This window comes from Aliiglaciecola sp. 3_MG-2023, from assembly GCF_030548205.1.
GTDB lineage: Bacteria > Pseudomonadota > Gammaproteobacteria > Enterobacterales > Alteromonadaceae > Aliiglaciecola.
This window is the reverse complement of record NZ_JAUORV010000015.1, coordinates 87,257-106,932: the sequence shown is the minus strand read 5'-3', so window position 1 is coordinate 106,932 and position 19,676 is coordinate 87,257. Positions and strand designations below refer to the sequence as shown.

The following is a 19,676-nucleotide window of genomic DNA, read 5'->3' as shown; positions in this document are numbered from 1 at the left end:
AACTGATTAGAATGAACAGATTAATTGATTTTAAAAGATGCTGGCATGAAACAAATACCATTGAATTCGTATTTTCCCAACATGAGCCCAATTTTTTTGGGCTGTATGGGACTAGGTGGAGAATGGGGAAAATCACCATTTGAATCCAAACATGTTAAACAGGCCCATGATGTAATTGACTCAGCCCTTGCATGTGGAATTAACAGTTTTGACCACGCTGATATTTACACCATGGGAAAAGCGGAACAGGTTTTTGGAGAAGTACTAAAAGCACGTCCGGAATTACGGGAAAATATTTTAATACAATCTAAATGTGGAATTGTATTTGAAGATGAACAAGGTCCTAAACGTTTCGACTTTTCTAAACAATACCTTTTATCATCTGTAGACGGCATACTTAACCGGCTCAATACAGATTATATCGATATATTACTACTCCACCGACCCGATCCGTTAATGGACGCCCACGAGGTTGCCGAAGCATTTTCCATTCTAAAAAACAGTGGCAAGGTCAAGCATTTTGGGGTTTCGAATCAAAATTCACATCAAATGAAGCTATTGCAGCATGCCCTCGAGGTCCCCCTGGTCGCCAACCAAATCGAGTTAAATTTAACCCATTTAGATTTCTTAGAAGATGCCGTGCTGGCAAATAACCCCCAAGCAAAAGACCTGTCTTTTGCTACTGGCACCATGGAATATTGCCAGTTAAATAACGTTCAGGTACAAGCCTGGGGAAGCCTCTGCCAAGGCATATTAACCGGCAAAAGTTTGCTGAATCAGCCAGTACATATTCAACAAACAGCAGCTTTGGTTAACAAACTTGCAGCGGATTACCAAACATCACCAGAAGCTATTTTACTTGCTTTCTTAATGCGTCACCCCGCTAAAATTCAACCTATTATTGGCACCACAAATTCAATGCGTATCAAAGGTTGCGCCCAAGCTTCACAAATTGAATTATCAAGGGAGCATTGGTATTCACTATTTGTCACAGCTCGTGGTTGTGAATTACCGTAAATTAACAGAGAGCCCAACATGAAATTACTAAACCGTTTACTTAGGTTATTGTTCGTTAGCTCTGTTTTATCCGCTTGTTCAGACCAAAACCAACCGGTAACAGGCAGTCAAAAACCCGCCCTTGACCCCATTACCTTGTCTTATCCTGATATCTATAGTGATTACCTCAATCGAGACGTGCGCGACGATATTTTCTATTTTGTGATACCTGACCGTTTTTATAATGGCAATCCAGAAAACGATAAGGGCTCTGCCTCAATCCCCATTTCTCAAGGTGGCAATATCATTGACCATATGAAAGGTTTTCACGGCGGTGATATTAAAGGCTTAGAACAAAAATTAGATTATTTAAAAAATTTAGGGATCAGCGCCATCTGGATGACGCCGATTTTACGCAACAAAGCCATTCAAAACGACGGTTATGGCCATCACGGTTACTGGATACTCGACTTTACGCAAATCGACCCACATTTTGGTAGTCATCAAGATCTTAAAGATTTAATTAACGCTGCCCACAACAAAGGCATCAAAATATTTTTCGATATCATTACCAATCATACGGCGGATGTCATCAGTTATCGAGAATGCCATAACCCCGATGGTAGCTATACAGACGAACCTAGCTGTCCGTATAAATCTGTTGCTCAAGTTGAATCTGGGGACAAATACACGCCGTTTGTTCCCCCAGGATACGAAAATGACAAAGTCCCCTCTTGGCTAAATGATCCTAAATATTATAACAACCAAGGCGATAGTATTTGGCAGGGTGAAAGCTTAATTAATGGCGATTTCTCAGGTTTAGACGACTTGAACACAAAAGATCCACAAGTGCTTAACGGCATGATTGAAATATATAAAAACATTATTAGTGAATTCAAACCTGATGGATTTCGAATCGATACAGTCAAACACGTGGATATGAGCTTTTGGTCAAGCTTCAGCCCCGCTATTTTAAGCCATGCGAAACAACAGGCCATACCTAATTTCCATATATTTGGTGAAGTGTATAGTGCAGATCCTATTGAACTGAGCAGTTATACCACATTAGGGAATATGCCTTCAGTTTTGGATTTTGGCTTTCAAGCCGCCGCGACCGATGTGTTTTATCGTAACGCCCCTCCTTCTAAAGTATTTCAACTGGTTGAAAATGACGACTTTTACAATGACAATGATAGCCAAGCAGATTTATTAATGAATTTTTTAGGCAATCACCACATGGGACGAGCTGGGCTATTTATTAATCAGAGCTTGCCCAATGCCAGTGAAGAGGAAAAACTCCAGCGAGCTATACTTTCCCACACTTTCATGTATTTATCCCGGGGGATTCCAGTGATCTATTACGGTGATGAACAAGGTTTCGTTGGCACAGGGGGAGACGTTGGCGCGCGAGAAGACATGTTTGCCTCACAAGTAGCAGCATACAATGAATTGGACTTGCTTGGCACTGATGCCACCACCGCATCAGAGAATTTTGATCAAAATCATCCGTTATATCGCGCTTTGCAAAGGTTAGCCCAACTGCGTATGGACCACCCAACCTTGCGTCGAGGTGTTACTTTTACTCGCCCAAGTGAAGGCAGTCAGTATGCATTTGCCATTTCACGGGTGGACAAACAGCAGGCTACCGAGTTTTTGCTCGCCTTTAATCCGGCCAGCGAGCCACAAACGATTACCCTAACTGCCAGTAGCAAAGGCTATCAATGGATAGCAGGCAACAATGAGTTTAATATGGATGGCGATAAAATACAGATAACTATGCCAGCATTGAGTTATTCGGTTCTTAAAGCCAACTCGAAAGTCAGAAATTCAAATATTGCTCCCCTTGAATTTTTAGGGTTTGAACAGCAAGGGCGGGTCATTCGCTTTGATTATCAGCTATCAGAAGCGCTTTCCAACCCACTTCCGTTACTAGAAGTGACCACGGAAATGAAAAACCAACAGGGAGAATATGAAGTCATTTCCAAAGATAATACCCCGCCCTATTCGGCGGTTATTGATCACCTGAAATTTGCGGATTACGCGCCAAAAGATATTCGAGTATCCATTAATGACTGGCAAGGAAAAAGCCTTGTGCAGACGTTCTCCCTTGAGAAAAATGCGGATATAGAGCAATCACTTATCCCCATAAATTGACTAAATTGAGACAATAATGACGAGATTAAAAGGCTTTCATCATGTGGCAATTATTTGCAGCAACTATGCACAGTCTAAAGCGTTTTATACTGATATTTTAGGATGTGAAATATTGGCAGAAAACTACCGCGCTCAGCGAGATTCCTACAAACTCGACCTAGCCTTGCCTGATGGTAGCCAGATTGAATTATTTTCGTTCCCAGGCGCGCCACAAAGGCCCTCGAAACCTGAAGCTCAAGGACTTAGGCATTTAGCTTTCAAAGTGGACTCAGTAACTGACTTTTGTGATTATTTACGGCAAAAAGGTGTGACGCCGGAACCAATTCGCATTGATGAATATACCAACCGAGAGTTTACCTTTTTTGCCGATCCAGACAATTTACCTTTAGAAGTCTATCAAGATTTGGAAGCCTAGACGGTATGATGAGTAAGACAGGGGCGTTATCCATTAAGCATAACCTCTCTGCCAACTTCCCTGTCTACTTCCCTGCTTAGTCATCAGAATTATTCCGCTGACTGGGTATATCTGATAAATATTCTACAAATTCTATTTCAAATCCACTGGGATCGATAAAATAACAATTTTTTCTGAATTGGTTGTTAGCCCCAGTGTTGTGAGGTTGAAAACCAGCGCTGAATAAACGCGATAAAACCGCTGAAATATTTTTTACTTCAAAAGCAATATGCGCGAGTCCTAGTTGATCCCCCTTTAGCTGCCTATTTTCACCACTGCCATTATCATTAAACGTAAGATAATTATATTCATCACCAAAATGTAACCAATTTCTTTTGCTGCCATACCAATTGGCTTCACCTTGATTGCGAACAGTCCAATGGGGGAAAGCCGCTTGATAAAACTTGAGGGTTTCCTGCATATCTTTTACGACAATATTGATATGTTCTAAACGAATCATTCTATTACCTCACTTTAAATGCATTGTGTTGTTAAACAAATTCAAAAAATTATTTAGCCGACTGGTTGAGGCTTTTTCTAAACAAAACTTAAGCTCTGAGCCTGTTTCACTTAACTGTGATCTTCCACGGCGTTGCTTTGATTGATCTGACTGCATATGAATCTCCTTAGTTGTTTGAAGTACTGACCTTGAACATAGGATAATTCCTCAAGTTAACTTGAGGTAAAGTGTTTTTTTGCCTATTCTTAAAAAAAAATTTGAAAGGAAGTATCATGGCTGAACGAGAATTAAGTGTGGGTGAGGTGGCTAAACGTTGCGGTGTCAATGTATCCACTCTGCACTTTTACGAGGAAAAAGGGCTGATCAATAGTTGGCGAAACCCAGGAAATCAACGCCGTTATAAAGCCGATGTCTTGAGGCGGGTTTCGGTGATTAAGGCTGCGCAAAAGTTAGGCATAAGTCTACAAGATATAAAGCTCGCTTTTGCTTCCTTACCTGCATCAAGAACGCCGACAAAACAAGATTGGGTGAAACTGTCTAGCAGTTGGCAACAACAGCTAGAAGCGCGAATTCAAAGCATGATAAAACTGAAAGATTCATTGGATGCTTGTATAGGCTGTGGATGTTTATCAATGAAAACCTGCCCTATTTATAACCCTCAAGACAAGCTTGCCACCGAAGGACCTGGCCCGGTGCTTCTCGAACGCTAAGGCGCTAATAGACAGAGGTTGCTGGCAGCGGAATGAGGCTAAAAGGTAACTGGGATTATTCACATACAATTTTGAACAAGCCTATTCATACATGGCATTTATTCATACCTCTAAAGATTGCCCTAGCTTCTAGTTTGCTCAACTAAATTGTAAAAAGGTGAGTTAATTGGTTATTTCTTGCCAGCCAATATAAGCCCCTAAACCAAATAGAATAGAACCGGCTAATCTATCCTGCCAGGCCACAAATAACGGGTGTGACGATAGCCACTTTCCTAGTTTTTTAGATAACTGCACTACCATTAAGTCACTGCAATAGGCAATTAGCGTATACACTGCTCCTAACAAACCAATTTGCAATGCCACCTGACCAATCTCTGGATCAACAAACTGCGGCAGAAACGCCAAAAAAAAGAGTGCGGTTTTAGGGTTGGTTAGTTCTACTAAGATACCCTGTCTAAATACTTTAGGAATACTGATTAAGCGTACTTTAGGTTTTTCCGCGTGCTCAGAGCCTGCACCTTTGAAAGCTTGAATACCTAAAAAAATCAAATAGGCCGCCCCACATAGCTTCAACATAGTGTAGGCAGTTGGCGAATAACGGAACACTGTCGCCAATCCCAATGCGGTCAGTAAAACATAAGTCATGGAACCTATCGCCATGCCAGATGCTGCTGCTATACCCGACTTATGACCATCCGCCATGGTCCTGGCCAAGATGTAAAGGTTAGATGGGCCAGGAGAAACACTCATAATTATTGACGCAACAGAAAACGCAAGGAAAGTATCAATTGTTGGCATTTTATATTTTCTCGTTAAAAAACATCAGCGGATTCAGGTTAGCATATTTTTAAATCACAACGCCGTTGAAAAGGGCTAAGAAATCATATGCAATCCTAAATCGGTAGGTTTATTTCACTGCCGTTTATTTTACTTACCCTGACTGAGTATAAATTCAACAAAAACACTTGCATCCAGAATAAATACCGTCAAAATAAGCACGCAGTTAGTTTACTGCTCTGCGTTACCTAGTATTTCAAAGACAAAAGGAATGTCATTCATGATTAAAACAGAAGCTTCACTGGAATGTTTATGTCCAATTTGCTTATCAGCAAATGCCCTCGATAACCATCAAAAACAAATCATGAATCAACCCCAAATCATGCGTTGTCAAAAATGTATGTCGAGTTTTGAAATTATCATTGCCAATGGCGTGGATAATGTTAAAAATGTGATAGTAATGGGGTAACAGATTAAGATGAGACTTTTATGATATACGTTTTTCACGCGCAAGATAAACTTATGAGCTTATTAAGCAATGTGGAAAACGAAAGAGTTCTTATTTCTACTGTTATTCAACATATCGATTTATATCAATTGGCAACACGGGTAAAACACTCAGAACTAGATATTGCTTTTGCCGCATCAGGGGGACCAACCGCATGGGTTAATGTGGATAATTTGTCTGTCGACTATGCCCCACAACCCAGCAGAAAGTCTAAGTTTGGTGATGTCTTAGTGGAAATGGCTAATGGTTATGCAAATTTATCTACGCCAGCAGGTTTTATTCCACTCATTGATGTAATTGAGCGTAACGGCCAGTTATTGAAGAAACAGCTTAATTAGCGCATTTCAAAGGCTAGTCTTTTTTTACGGCCAATACTTTTAATTTTGCCTGATACAAGACTTTGTCTTTCGGTGTAAATGCCAATTCCACTGCTTTATCCATATTCTGCTTAGCGGATTTTACTCGACCCAATTGATAGTAGGTTTTTGCTAAACCAAAATACCCTTCGTGTAAATAAGGGGCGGCTTTTATAGATCTTTTAAAGTAACGTAACGCTTTGAAAAGCTCGTCCTTATCAAAATGTTGATTGGCTATATCGTACCAACGATAGGGATTATCATCCTCTATGGACATCAGCTTTTCTTGTAAAGTTGATAACTCCTCTTGTCGGTTTTGCTCGGTTAAGAGCATTGCGTAATTACTTAAAATATTGACTGAGCCCGAGGTGTTATTTAACGAGTAATCATAAATTTGCTCGGCCTTGGCCAAATCACCGAGTTTTTTGTATAGGACCGCAAGCGTATTTAAAGTTTCTGGATCTTCACTGCTTATTTCCATGGCTTTTGCTAGAAGTGCATAGGTAAGGTCATAATCTTTTGCGACTAAGCTATCGCCAGCTAAGTTCTGATAATACATTGATAAAAATTGTGACTTATTCAGGAAGTCACCTCTTACGTTACCTTTTTCTGGAAAGTAGTCGATTATCATTTTTTTTCTAGCGACGACAATTTCATTTTTCTTTAGCGGTGTTTCCGGCGCAAAAACATGGCTTCTAACATGGGAGGATAACGTCATTACGTTATGGAAACGTTGATAAATAGGTGCGGTATTTACACGCTGGTAACGGACATCTAAATCCACTAAATTTGCTAATGCCGTAGTCACGATGGCCAAAGACAGACAATTACCACTGTGTTTAGAGAGGGCATCAGATGCTTTATAGGTATCTCCTTTGTAGTCGAAACCATATAGAATCATTTCTAAGTAATTGTAGAGACGTTCATGCCCTTCAATATGAGCGTTTCTTTCAGCAAAATAGTAAGTATTGAAATCATTTTTCTGCTTTACAGTCAATTGAAAAATATCATCTACAGAGGCAACTTCACGGGGGCTAAATAAGCTAGAGCGCCAATTCAAAGACACCTTAGATAGACTTTCATGTTGAGACGAAACAACTGGTGTATTGGGATTCGATGTTTGACAGGCTCCCAACCCAGCTAACATTGTGACCAATCCGATAGCCTTAATGATTGGCTGTGTATGCATTACTTTACCCTTGAATTTCTATTGTTGCGCGTTAATTCGATACGGGCAACTTACCAATACCGTTCTAAACTAATGTGCCCAGGCGAACGACGCAGATGTTTTTTCAGACCAAAGGTGGAAAGCACCTCTAACGTATCTTTAATCATCTCTGGATTTCCACACAGCATAACCTGACAAGTTGTTGGCGCAAACTCAATCCCGCACTTTTGCTGGATTGCCCCGGATGCAATTAATTCAGGAATACGTCCTTTCAATGCATTAGGGTTAAATTCACGGCTAACAATAGGCACAAATCGAAATTGCTCAGGCTTGTCACTTAACCATGTTTGAATTTTGTCGGAATAGGCGAGATCACTATTTTGTCTTGCACCGTAAACTAGCACGACATTTGTGTATTTGCTCCAAGCTTCTTCACTTTCTAATATGGAAATAAAAGGCCCTACTCCTGTTCCCGTCGCTATCAAAAACAAGGTTTCGCTTTGTGGAACTTCTTCTAAGACTAAAAAACCGGTGGCCGGTGACATAATTTTCACTTCGTCGCCGATCTGTAGTTCGTGTAGCTTAGGAGACAGACTACCATTTTCCACTGGCACAGCAATAATTTCTAAAAATTCCGCATTTGGCGAGTTCACCAATGAATAAGGGCGGGATAACACCTTATTATCGTCTTGGATAAGGCCGACTTTTGTAAATTGGCCGGCTTTGAATTTAGGAAACGCAGTACATTCGAATTGCAGACTAAACAAATGATCATTCCAATCAACTCGATTGACAATTTTTCCATCATGCCATTGCGCCATAATATGCTCCAAAGTTGATAATTACCCTCTTACGTTAACATGCCCACTGCTAAAGTCCATTGACTCATATCATCAAAAACGTGAGCCTTGGGAATATTCTTCGACACATAAAAATCTACCCCTACCTTAGGGGGAAGGGTATAATTGCCGCTGAATCTGTTTAACTAAATAGTCTAATGAAACCAGAATTAACATTGCTACCAGAATGGTATGCACAAGACGCCGTAATTTTAGCCTGGCCTGATGATAAAACCGATTGGAAACCATGGTTAAAGGAAGTCAGGCAAACCTACAAGCAACTCATTGATGCCATCACTCGTAACAATACCGGGGTGATATTGTTGATCAAAGAGCAAGAGGTTGAGGCGGCTAAACTGTCTCTGAAAGGGTCCAAAAAATTGATGTTTGTAGTGACTAACTACAACGATACCTGGTGTAGAGACTATTGTTTTCTGACGCTTAAACAAGGAAATGTCATGCAACCTATTGAATTTAAATTCAATGGGTGGGGAAATAAATTTGACGCCCAGTTAGACAACAAAGTGAATGCCACAGTGTTAGCGAACCTGTGTAAAGCCTCTCTTAAAAGTGTTGATTTAGTCGCTGAAGGTGGCGCGCTGGAGATAGATCAAAATGGCCACTTGCTTTCCACCGCCATGTGTCTACAAAACCCTGAACGTAATGGCCAGATGACGTGCGCTTCTTATCAATCTCTATTTGCTGAGCATCTAGGTGCAACCCGCGTCAGTATTTTACAAAATGGTCACCTAGAAGGTGACGATACCGATGGGCATATTGATACCATAGTGAGGTTCACTGACAACCATGGGGTGGTCATTCAGTCTTGTTTTAATCGCCCTGAAGATAGTCATTTCAACGGGCTAGGTGCGTTAGTTGATGAGCTTAGAGCCCTCTTGCCTAATCATGATATTTTTGAACTTCCGCTACCACACATAGTGAATGAGGTTGGTGAGCGCTTACCTGCATCTTACGCTAATTTCTTAATTTCAAACCATCAAATATTGTGCCCTGTGTATGCTCAACCTGAAGATGAATTAGCCTTGAATATCATCGCTGGCGCATATCCAGATTACACAATCGTGCCCATTGATAGTTTGCCTTTAGTACAACAATTTGGCAGTGTGCACTGTATTAGCATGCAGGTTCCTGTGGGAACATTGAAAGCTGAGGTTATCGAATACCTTAGCAATGGCTTAACTGTTTATGGATGTGAAGGGTAAAATGAATAAAAACACATTGAAAGTTGGCTTAGTACAACAAGCCATTAGCAGCAATGATAAATCTGAAAACTGGGAAAATAGCGCGAAGCAAGTTGCCAAGCTTGCAGCCGATGGCTGTGAATTAGTGCTATTGCAAGAACTCCATAGCACCCTGTATTTCTGCCAGGAAGAAAACACCGATTATTTTGATTTAGCCGAAACAATTCCTGGTCCTGCCACAGATTATTTCGCCGATTTAGCGGCTAAACACAACATAGTGTTAGTCACCTCATTATTTGAAAAGCGCGGCTCTGGGTTATACCACAATACGGCGGTCGTATTTGACCGACAAGCAGGTATGGTTGGTAAGTATCGTAAAATGCATATACCGGATGATCCTGGATTTTACGAAAAATTTTACTTTACCCCAGGGGACTTAGGGTTTGAACCCATCGATACTAGTGTTGGTCGATTAGGCGTTCTGGTTTGCTGGGATCAATGGTATCCAGAAGCAGCTCGATTAATGGCGATGGCAGGAGCTGACATGTTGTTTTACCCAACAGCAATTGGTTGGGATAACACAGACACAACGGAAGAAAAGCAGCGCCAATTTAACGCTTGGCAAACCATTCAACGCTCACATGCTGTGGCGAATTCAGTACCTGTTATTGTGGCCAATCGTACAGGGTTTGAAGCCTCTCCTGTGGCAGGCGATCCTGGCATTCAATTTTGGGGACAAAGCTTTATTGCCGGCCCTCAGGGGGAAGTCCTTGCCCAAGCGAGCAGCGATAAACAAGAAAACCTAATGGTAGAATTAGACTTAGCTAGAACCGAACAGATAAAAAGAATATGGCCCTATTTTAGGGATCGTCGTATTGATGACTATCAAGATATCACACGCCGCTGGCGAGATTAGCCACTACCATAGCCACTAACCCCTCCCTTAAACTTGAACGGCAATAACCCGGTAAGACCAATAGGTGCGAAGGCTAATTAAGCACTCGCACTAGGTCTAGCACTCACAGCCTTGTACCAGCGCTGTAGATTAACCTGTTCATCGTTAACTTTTATTTGTACTACTCGGGCAAAATCTATAGCACACATAGCGGTAATGTCTGCGATTGAGAAATTGTCACCGGCAATAAACTCGTTAGATTGCAGGCGCTTTTCAAGAACATTTAAATACTTACTAGCAGATATCCCAGCAACTTTACCGTACTCAGGTACGGGAGTCATACGGTCTTTAAAATAGCCGGTGGAATGCTGAAAACACATCCCTACTTGCATAAATAAGGCAAACTCAACTTGGCGCTGCCACATTTCGATTTGAGCCTGTTCAAGTGGCGTCGTTCCCATCAATGCAGGCGCTGGTTGCAACGCTTCAAAGTAACGACAAATAGCGACAGATTCGCCAATACAAGTACCGTCATCTAACTCAAGAACAGGCACCTTTCCAATGGGGTTTTTCTGCCGCATCTCAGGGGTCATATTTTCGCCCTTTTGTAAATCGACTTGTACATAGTCCATCTCTATGCCTTTTTCGGCTAGAAATATACGTACTCTTCGAGGTGTGGGCGCTGTATGGGTGTCATAGATCTTCATTTTTGGTTTCCTGCCAATTCGCTAATTGTTGTTGAGTATGCGCATCTATAGCTGCTTTATTTTGACTTAGCCACCAGCGCTCCATAATACGAACATTTGCTTGATTCGATTTATAAAATATATCTGCAATATCACCGACAAAAGGCACTAAACCTAATACAAAATCGATCAGGCTATTTTTCAACATTTTCAAAATTAACGGGGTTGGCAAGCCAATGGTTTTACCCATAATGATTATCACCGCCCCTACAATTAACATAATCATATCACCGACACCTGGTATTAGACCGATTAGAAAATCGAGGCCAAATTTTACTTTGGTAAAGGGGATACGGACTGCAGTATCAGACATATTGCCCAGTTTTTGGGCCACCACTAAAGCTTTGGGAGCGGCGATAGAAGCCGTTGATTCATCACTCATAACGTTGCGCCCTTCGCTTTCGCTAATTCTGCTCTAACTGAATTGTCTGACGCTGACGTCCAGCCATGCAGATTGGCAGTTAGAATTGATGCCATCATTTCAATATGCTCAGGATCATCGTTGAGAGCTGGAATATATTCATAACGCTTACCGCCCGCTTCTAAAAAATAATCTCGATTCTCAATACCTATTTCTTCTATTGTTTCTAAGCAGTCTACGGAGAATCCCGGGCAGACAATTTGCACAGACTCAACACCTGTTGCGGGAAGCCCTTGTAAAGTGTGATCGGTATAAGGTTTTAACCACTCTTCTCGTCCAAAACGGGATTGGAAACAAACTAGAAATTGATCTTGTTGGAGGCCTAAGTTTTCGGCGATTAAGCGGGCTGTCTTGTGGCACTGACAAAAATACGGGTCGCCGTTAGTTAAATAACGCTCGGGAATACCATGAAAAGAAAAAATCAGTTTGTCAGCTTGTTCATGTTGCTGCCAATGTTGCCGGATTTTATTAGCTACAGCTTGGATGTAATCAGGGTGATCGCAGTATTGTGATATGAAGCGTAAATCGGGTATCCAACGTCGCTTTTGAAAATCATCAGATAGCGCATCAAATGTAGAGGCCGTGGTTGACGCACTGTATTGAGGATACAATGGCAAGACAACTAATTTGCGCACGCCTTGTTGCATCATGCTTTCTACCGTACCTGAAATGCTAGGCGAGCCATAACGCATGGCAAAGTCTACAACCACTTCCTCGCCATGGGTTTCTTGCATTTTCTGCTTCAAAGCTGCAGCTTGGTTTTTTGCATGGATCATTAACGGCGAGCCTTCATCTTCCCAAACACTAGCATAGGCCTTTGCAGAACGTTTAGGACGAATATTTAGGATCACTAAGTTCAGGATCATCCACCAAAGCAATCTAGGTATCTCAACGACACGGGGGTCTGAAAGGAATTGTTTTAAATAGGTTTTAAGTGCCTTTTTTGTTGGCGCTTCTGGGGTACCTAAATTGGTAATCAATACACCAATTTTATCTGCTTGCTTATGTTTGAAGTTAGGGCTGCCTGAAAATTTCATTAATGACTTGGTCTCAATTTTATAAGTTCTACGCACTATTCCCCTAATTGGATTAGTGCGTGGAACTTAATGCTAAACAATACAAACCGTTAACGGTTATCAGCCTCCATTATATAGGGTTTCTACATTTGGTCCTACCGGCATTCCCAGCCAAAATACCCAAATATAGAACAGAAGCGTCCAACCGACAAAAAAGGTGATTGAATAAGGTAACATAGTGGCGATTAACGTTCCCATACCTAAATCCTTTTTATAACGAGCTGCGATAGCTAAAATCAATCCAAAATAACTCATCATTGGGGAAATAACGTTGGTTACTGAATCACCAATTCGATAAGCAGCCTGGATCACTTCAGGAGAATAACCAATTAACATGAGCATGGGTACGAAAATAGGCGCAGTAACTGCCCACTGTGCAGACGCACTGCCTAAAGAAAGGTTCACTAAACCACACATAAAGATGAACAAAATAAACACTTCTGGTCCATCTAGGCCAAGGGCTGTGAGTAAGGAAGCGCCTTTAACCGCAAGCACGGTTCCCAAATTCGTCCATTTAAAGAATGCTACAAACTGCGCGGCAAAAAACACTAAGGTAATGTACAAGCCCATTGACCCCATGCTCTTTGACATGGCGTTGATTATGTCTTTATCATTTTTCATAGTACCTACGATTTTGCCATAGACAAACCCAGGTACAGCAAAGGTAATAAAAATGAAGGCAACAATGCCTTTGAGGAAAGGCGAGCCCGCTACCAAGCCCGTTTCAGGGTGGCGCAAAATGCCATTTTCCGGCACAACTGTAAGGGCTAACAGGGCACAGACAATCACGAAGGAAAGGCCGGCCATTTTAAGCCCCTTCTTTTCTTGCGCGCTAGGTGCTGTCATCTCTTGTTTTTCTAATTCAACCGAAGCTTCACTAGGGTCATACTTACCTAGCCTTGGCTCTACTATTTTTTCCGTTACAAATGCCCCCATCGCGGCAACGGCAAAGGTGCTAACAATCATAAAGTACCAGTTTACCTCTGGACCAACGATATAATCTGGCGCAATCATATGAGCAGCAGACTCGGTAATGCCCGACAGTAATGGGTCAACTGTACCTAATAATAAATTCGCACTATAACCACCAGAAACCCCGGCAAAAGCCGCAGCTAACCCAGCTAAAGGGTGACGTCCAAGGGAATGGAAAATCATCGCCGCTAGCGGTATTAACACCACATAACCTAACTCAGATGCAGTATTGGATAAAATACCCGCTAAAACTACAGTTATAGTAACCATGCGTTCAGAGGCATTCATCACCATTGCTCGCATGGCGGTTGAAAGTAAACCAGAATGTTCCGCAACAGAAACCCCCAGTAATGCAACTAACACCGTCCCTAAAGGCGCAAATCCAGTAAAGTTAGTTACCAACCCTGTCACAATCCGTTGCAGTCCCTCAGCATTGAGCAGCGACACCACTTCAATCCAACCATCGGGATCACGGCCTTTAGCCCCTAAAGGACGCGGGTCTAATACCGCAACATCAAAATAACCAAGAATGCCACTTAGCACCACAATGAAAAGCGCTAATATGGCAAATAGAGTAATGGGGTGTGGAAGTAAATTACCTAGCCATTCTACGGTTGCTAGAAACCTCGAAAACCATCCTGAATTCTGTTCATTTGATGGCTGATTGCTTGTTTGACCTTGAACCAAAACTATTCCTCTGTCTTTACGGACTTTGTTACCAACTCCGTTAGCTATAAGTCCTTATTATTTTTTGGCATATGATAGCGAAATATATCTACAAAGTGCAGCCTAGGGCTAAAATAAGCATTTTAGGTTGGATTTTTGGATTCAGCGCCCTCAACAATGAAACTTTCAATCATCTGCTGCTGGGCTTTTTCATTAGCCGAAAGGCGGCCAAATATGCTTTCTAAATCCTTCGCAATAGACAAACCTTCATTCGATGAATCAAGGACTTCGGTGGTATCTTCGGCAATTTGTTTGATGGTAACTGCTTGCTCTTCTGCAGCAGTAGCAACGGTAATGGATAGCTGTTCAAGTTCACTGACTTGCTCGATTAGTTCTGCAGATAAGACTTCTACATCGGCTGCTCGCTGTAACGAATCTTGTGCAGTTGAGACATTTTCTTCAATGGACAAGACCACATCATTACTTGCGCCTTGTAAATCTTTGAGTAATTGTGAAATAGAGTCTGAACTGGATTTACTCCCTTTAGCCAGCTTTCTGACTTCATCAGCAACAACGGCAAAACCGCGCCCAGCCTCACCGGCTCTGGCTGCTTCAATGGCAGCATTTAGGGCTAAAAGATTAGTTTGATCTGCTAAGGAATTAATAGTTTCCAGAATACTACTAATAGCAGTAACTTGCTGTTCCATATTGTTTGCTTTTTGTCGAACCGCCAACATATTATGCGACATGGTTTTTAGGGCATTACTGTTGGATAGATTCACTTCTATATTTTGACTATTTTTCTCCTGCAACTTATCGCTGGCCTCAAGGGTAATAGTTGCAGATTTCGCAATCTCTTCGCTAGTTTGAGACATTTCTTCAAGAGAAGTGGCAATATTACTCGCCAGTAAATGGTTATGCTCACCGTTGCGTAATACTAATTTACTGGCGGAGTTTAACTCTTCCCCTAACTTTTGACCTGACTGTATCGAGGATATTAAATTGATAATCAAATTTCGAAATGCTGCGAAAGTAACATGCATTGAGTTTGAAATAGCCCCTAGCTCATCTTTTCCTTTCAGTCTGATATCAACGGTCAAATCCCCGTTATCGGCTATTTTCTGCAAATCAATGGTTAATTTTTTTAAACGTAAGCGCATCGACCTCACTAAATAAATGTTTAATATCGCCAAAAGAATCATGACTATGGCTAAAATTACCGATTCTAAGACTAACAAGAACATAGCTTGAGAACGCATATCTTGGGATAGTTGGTGTTGCAACATCCATTGCTGGTCGAGGACTTTTTTCAGGGCGACAATTTGTTGAGTAGCCAGCTTAAACCATTGTTCAGACGTATATTCGGTTTCAATATTAGTCGTTTTGCTCTGCAAAATTTCGGATTGTATCTGCAACATTTCTCGATACGAAGGTGAACTAAAAATGCGGTCTATTTGTTGTTGTAATGGCAACGACAAAAAAAGCGGTAAGTATTGACTGGTGATTTGGAAATTGGTGACGTAGCCTTCAATTTCAGATTTAGCTAAATTTGAAACTTGTTTTTTAGCGATAGCACCGTTTATTTTCCCTCTTGATTGCCCTGCGTATTCTTTTAACCAGGCCAAATAGAGTGCTCCACTCACACCTTGGTAAACATCTTGATTATTGATCTTGCCGCGAAGATTCTGCACGGCGTCTAAAGCAAATCGATTCAATAGGCTGTAATACCTAAAAGCCCTAGCCGCGCTACCTGCATCCACTTGTTTGCGAATAGTGGCCTGTTGCTGAATATGCTTGGTATACAATAATAAAGCAGCATTGAGTTGTTGTTTTTCTGGCCATTGTCGATTTAGGGTATTCCGTAAATCATCTGCTGCTATGTCAGCTTTCAACCGTTGCTGTTTTAATGCCGCGTATTGAGTATCACTGCCAGACGCTAAAAAACCGGCGGTTAACCCTCGCTCAACTGCATGATGATGGGCAACTTTTTCCAATTTATCCAAAATATTTAATAGATACAGGTCCTCATCACTTTGTTGTACCTGTTGCCATGCACTGTGCAAGCTAACAGACGCAAAGAAAACCACTAAGATCGAAAAGACAATAAGACTTATGAGGGTTATTTTAACGACATTGAAATGCCTTAAAAAATTAATAATTAATCGCGTCACTAGGTACCCTTATTAACGTTGTAAAAAATAACAATACATACTTTAATTTTTTGAATACCAATCATAGAAAACAGCCATATTCGAATAATCGTAGAAGACAGCCATATTGGAGCAACGAAAAATTAATCGTTTTGAAAGCGAGTTGTTAGCCTGTATCTTAGAGTAAAAAAACTGATTAGTGTCAATTATTTCCCGTGCATTTAGTCGTTTTTTTAGGCTATGATTGTTGTACGGTATATAAGCAGAAGGAAGTGATAGTGGTGAATAAAAAATCAGACGACCGAACCAAGGAAGATGCTCCTGCCAAAAGCGACAGTAATTCCCCTTCAGAATTGGCTACTTTACGACAAATTGTGTTTGGCGCTGCACAAGCGGATATTGAACTCAGGTTGTCAGAGTTAGAGCATAAAATGCTCGAACGCTTTCAACAGTCCGACCAACAATTGTCAGCCAAGGTTAACGAGCTAAACAAGTCCATGCAAAGTGGTTTCGATGAGTTGCAGTTGAGAGTTAACTCGATGGATAAAGTGTATGACGATAAAACCGCTGAACTAAATGCCTATGCGAATAAACTTTCTTCTGAGTTAGAGATGTCTGATAACAATGGGCGACAAGAGACGGATGAACTCCACACAAGGGTAGACAAAGAGGTTGCCATGCTCACTGAAAAATATGACGCTCGATTCGCTGAAGCGCTAGAGAGGCTGGATCAGGTAACCAAAGAACTCAGTTCAACTAAAACCGATAGAAAAACGTTAGCAAAACTACTTGCTACCATGGCGGTTAACTTAGAAACCGACGAAGAATAAAGCCAATTTTCATGGCAGATTGTGGCAACTCGAATATACCTAGTGAAGATGATGTGGCTATGCAGCAGCTACGGGAAATTATACTGGGTAAAAATCAGGAACTGGTTAAGCAAGTTATTAAAGACAACGCCAGAGAAATGGTTAGCGAGGTAGTAATAGAGGCGATTCATGATCGTCAGAAACACAATGACGAGTTCAGCAAAATACTCACCCCCGTGGTTCAAAAGTCTGTGGAAACCTCAGTCAAACAGCAAAGTGAACAATTCGTTGGCTATTTTTATCCCCTTGTAGGGCGCTTAGTGCGTAAATCCGTCACCTCTTTCCTCAGTGAATTTCTAGAAAAAACCAACGTTTTAATTGAAAATAGCCTGACATTTAAAGGTATTAAGTGGCGCTTTAAAGCTTGGCAATCTGGTGTCAGTTTTTCTCAGTATGTAGCCAGTCAAACCTTCATATTTAAAGTTGAGCAAGTGCTGTTAATCCATCAGGAAACCGGAATTTTACTCAATTCGGCATCTCAATCAGTTCATGAATCAGCCGACGGAGACCTAGTTTCGGCAATGTTAACGGCGATCAATGATTTTGTGTCTGATTCGTTCAACCCGCAACAAGAGTCTCCAGAACAAAACTTAGAAGTCATCAAAACAGAAGACTTTTCATTAGTCATAAAGCGCGGTCCTAAGCTACTTTTGGTGGCGGCTGTGACTGGCAATATTCCTCAAGATATCTCAACCAAATTTCAAATAACCAACGAATACATCCATAAACTATATGCCAAAGAAATCGCAAACTTTAATGGCGACACTGTACCTTTTGAAGCAACGTCTCAGCAATTACAAGAGTGCTTACTCGCTAAGATGCGCCCAGAAGCAATAAAGAAGAAAAATAAAAAGCCGATACTTGCTATTTTGTTAGTGTTGATTTTATGCATTGGGTTGGGTTTCTTAGGGTTTCACGATTATCAACAAAATCAGTTAGTAAATCAGATTACACAAATCGGACAACAACCCGGAATTGTTTTGGGGAAAGCTGAACGAGTGGGTTGGCAAGGAATTGAATTATCGGTATTGCGTGATCCCGATGCGATTTCTGTGGAAGACTGGCTGCTTGAACAGGAAATGGATGCAAGCAACATTTTAGTCTTTGAAAAACACTATCTGTCACTAGAAGAGCCCTTAGTGAAAACTCGCCTAAAAACGATTTTAGCGCGATACCCACAGGTGAATGTTGATTGGCAGCAAAGAATCCCAGTGTTACAAGGCGTATTACCAAATGCCCAACGTGTGGCTTTAGCAACAGAAATATATGCGATTCCGGGGTTAACTTATTCAAATGAGTTAATCTCTGGCGTAAAAGCTGAAGAATTAGCTACTATTAATGAGGATAGCCCAGAAATATTAACGGCTCTTTTCGAAATCAATACGGCGAAAATAGACAGTACACAAATTGAATTTGAACAAGGACAGAGTACCTTAAACGAAAAAGCCCAAGAGCAATTACGGGCACTAGCTGGTTATCTGAGTAGCGCAATTGAATTATCCAAGAAACTAGAGTTAAATGTAGGTCTGATTATTATGGGCGCAAGTGATTCAACGGGCTCTAAACAGTTTAATCAATCCCTAAGTCGAAAACGAGCCATCGCTGCTCGGCAATATTTAGTTGAGCAGGGAATTGAGCCCCAATATTTAAACGCCATAGGATTGGGAGTGGTAGAGATGAAAGCTTCTGGCTCAGGTTTGCGTAAAGTCATTTTTAATATTATTGATTTCAAGACGGATTAAATAAGGACATCAACCCGATTATGTTCCAAAAAAAGATTTGCTTACTCGGACCATCAGGAGTAGGGAAAACCAGTTTGGTAAAGCAATTTGTGGAAGGCACTTTTTCTGAAAAGTACCTAACCACTATTGGTGTTAAGGTTGATAAAAAACTAGTCGATTTAGCCGTCGAACAAGTGCAACTTATGATTTGGGATTTAGAAGGGATCGACCGTTATTGTGGATTCCAGCCTAAGTACCTGCGAGGGGCTTCAGCCTACGCAATAGTAACCGACCATACACGCTCTCAAAGTCTTGTAGAAGCCATGGAAATTCATCGCATGGTACGAGAAGTCAGTGATATCCCTGCAATTCTGATTATCAATAAGAGCGACCTTGATGTGGCCTGGCATTGGACGGAAAGTGAACTGAATGGCTACAGTAAAGAATTTGTTCGCAGTTTTTCCACTAGCGCAAAAACCGGCGAACAAGTTGAAGACATGTTTAAGTTTATCGCCCAACTAACGTTGAATTAATCA

General features: G+C 41.3%; 20 protein-coding genes. 11 read left to right on the top strand and 9 right to left on the bottom strand.

The features are described 5' to 3' along the window. Positions 1-45: 45 nt before the first annotated feature. From Q4574_RS16505 to Q4574_RS16495, 3 genes are read left to right on the top strand one after another with little or no spacing between them, the layout of a single operon-like run. The gene (locus tag Q4574_RS16505; RefSeq protein ID WP_303475452.1) at positions 46-1,017 is read left to right on the top strand and encodes an aldo/keto reductase family oxidoreductase; all 972 of its coding nucleotides are present in this window, start codon (positions 46-48) and stop codon (positions 1,015-1,017) included. A gap of 18 nt (positions 1,018-1,035) precedes the next feature. Further along, positions 1,036-3,150, top strand: a complete 2,115-nt coding sequence (locus tag Q4574_RS16500) for an alpha-amylase family glycosyl hydrolase (protein WP_303475450.1) — start codon at positions 1,036-1,038, stop codon at positions 3,148-3,150. 16 nt (positions 3,151-3,166) lie between these two features. Continuing rightward, complete coding sequence (locus Q4574_RS16495; RefSeq protein WP_303475447.1) at positions 3,167-3,565, top strand: VOC family protein; 399 nt, start codon at positions 3,167-3,169, stop codon at positions 3,563-3,565. Between the two features lie 76 nt (positions 3,566-3,641). On the opposite strand, the gene Q4574_RS16490 is transcribed toward Q4574_RS16495, so the two are convergent. After that, on the bottom strand, positions 3,642-4,064 hold the full coding sequence (locus Q4574_RS16490; protein WP_303475445.1) for a VOC family protein: 423 nt from the start codon (positions 4,062-4,064) through the stop codon (positions 3,642-3,644). Between the two features lie 272 nt (positions 4,065-4,336). Here Q4574_RS16490 and soxR point away from each other — a divergent pair, with 272 nt between their 5' ends. After that, positions 4,337-4,774 carry a redox-sensitive transcriptional activator SoxR gene (gene soxR / locus Q4574_RS16485; protein ID WP_303475443.1) on the top strand — a complete coding sequence of 146 codons (438 nt, stop codon included), beginning with the start codon at positions 4,337-4,339 and terminating at the stop codon, positions 4,772-4,774. Between the two features lie 162 nt (positions 4,775-4,936). Here soxR and Q4574_RS16480 read toward each other — a convergent pair whose 3' ends face one another. After that, positions 4,937-5,572, bottom strand: a complete 636-nt coding sequence (locus tag Q4574_RS16480; protein WP_303475441.1) for a LysE family translocator — start codon at positions 5,570-5,572, stop codon at positions 4,937-4,939. 259 nt (positions 5,573-5,831) lie between these two features. On the opposite strand from Q4574_RS16480, the gene Q4574_RS16475 reads away from it, so the two are divergent. Both Q4574_RS16475 and Q4574_RS16470 read left to right on the top strand, forming a co-directional pair. Beyond that, the gene (locus Q4574_RS16475) at positions 5,832-6,020 is read left to right on the top strand and encodes a hypothetical protein (protein ID WP_303475439.1); all 189 of its coding nucleotides are present in this window, start codon (positions 5,832-5,834) and stop codon (positions 6,018-6,020) included. Between the two features lie 53 nt (positions 6,021-6,073). Further along, complete coding sequence (locus tag Q4574_RS16470) at positions 6,074-6,397, top strand: hypothetical protein (RefSeq protein ID WP_303475436.1); 324 nt, start codon at positions 6,074-6,076, stop codon at positions 6,395-6,397. A gap of 13 nt (positions 6,398-6,410) precedes the next feature. Here Q4574_RS16470 and Q4574_RS16465 read toward each other — a convergent pair whose 3' ends face one another. Beyond that, complete coding sequence (locus Q4574_RS16465) at positions 6,411-7,604, bottom strand: tetratricopeptide repeat protein (protein WP_303475434.1); 1,194 nt, start codon at positions 7,602-7,604, stop codon at positions 6,411-6,413. Positions 7,605-7,654: 50 nt separating this feature from the next. Continuing rightward, positions 7,655-8,404 (bottom strand): ferredoxin--NADP reductase, encoded by a 750-nt coding sequence (locus tag Q4574_RS16460; RefSeq protein WP_303475432.1) that lies wholly within the window; start codon positions 8,402-8,404, stop codon positions 7,655-7,657. 176 nt (positions 8,405-8,580) lie between these two features. Here Q4574_RS16460 and Q4574_RS16455 point away from each other — a divergent pair, with 176 nt between their 5' ends. Further along, complete coding sequence (locus Q4574_RS16455) at positions 8,581-9,645, top strand: agmatine deiminase family protein (protein ID WP_303475430.1); 1,065 nt, start codon at positions 8,581-8,583, stop codon at positions 9,643-9,645. Position 9,646: 1 nt separating this feature from the next. Beyond that, positions 9,647-10,540, top strand: a complete 894-nt coding sequence (locus tag Q4574_RS16450) for a carbon-nitrogen hydrolase (protein ID WP_303475428.1) — start codon at positions 9,647-9,649, stop codon at positions 10,538-10,540. A 77-nt stretch (positions 10,541-10,617) separates the two neighbouring features. On the opposite strand, the gene Q4574_RS16445 is transcribed toward Q4574_RS16450, so the two are convergent. The 5 genes from Q4574_RS16445 to Q4574_RS16425 form a co-directional block, all read right to left on the bottom strand. Further along, complete coding sequence (locus Q4574_RS16445; RefSeq protein WP_303475426.1) at positions 10,618-11,226, bottom strand: glutathione S-transferase family protein; 609 nt, start codon at positions 11,224-11,226, stop codon at positions 10,618-10,620. Continuing rightward, complete coding sequence (locus tag Q4574_RS16440) at positions 11,213-11,647, bottom strand: DUF4112 domain-containing protein (protein ID WP_303475423.1); 435 nt, start codon at positions 11,645-11,647, stop codon at positions 11,213-11,215. The genes Q4574_RS16445 and Q4574_RS16440 overlap by 14 nt, the downstream gene beginning before the upstream one ends. Further along, positions 11,644-12,723 carry a ferrochelatase gene (hemH, locus tag Q4574_RS16435; protein WP_303475528.1) on the bottom strand — a complete coding sequence of 360 codons (1,080 nt, stop codon included), beginning with the start codon at positions 12,721-12,723 and terminating at the stop codon, positions 11,644-11,646. The genes Q4574_RS16440 and hemH overlap by 4 nt, the downstream gene beginning before the upstream one ends. Positions 12,724-12,822: 99 nt before the next feature. After that, a complete protein-coding gene (locus Q4574_RS16430) occupies positions 12,823-14,421 on the bottom strand; it encodes an AbgT family transporter (protein ID WP_303475419.1) in 1,599 nt (532 codons plus the stop codon). A 122-nt stretch (positions 14,422-14,543) separates the two neighbouring features. Further along, positions 14,544-16,571 (bottom strand): methyl-accepting chemotaxis protein, encoded by a 2,028-nt coding sequence (locus tag Q4574_RS16425; protein WP_303475417.1) that lies wholly within the window; start codon positions 16,569-16,571, stop codon positions 14,544-14,546. 260 nt (positions 16,572-16,831) lie between these two features. On the opposite strand from Q4574_RS16425, the gene Q4574_RS16420 reads away from it, so the two are divergent. The 3 genes from Q4574_RS16420 to Q4574_RS16410 are packed head-to-tail and all read left to right on the top strand — an operon-like array spanning position 16,832 to position 19,673. Further along, a complete protein-coding gene (locus Q4574_RS16420) occupies positions 16,832-17,380 on the top strand; it encodes a hypothetical protein (RefSeq protein WP_303475416.1) in 549 nt (182 codons plus the stop codon). A gap of 11 nt (positions 17,381-17,391) precedes the next feature. Continuing rightward, complete coding sequence (locus Q4574_RS16415) at positions 17,392-19,161, top strand: OmpA family protein (RefSeq protein ID WP_303475415.1); 1,770 nt, start codon at positions 17,392-17,394, stop codon at positions 19,159-19,161. Between the two features lie 20 nt (positions 19,162-19,181). After that, positions 19,182-19,673, top strand: coding sequence for a Rab family GTPase (locus Q4574_RS16410; RefSeq protein ID WP_303475414.1), 492 nt, complete (start codon positions 19,182-19,184; stop codon positions 19,671-19,673). Positions 19,674-19,676: the final 3 nt, after the last annotated feature.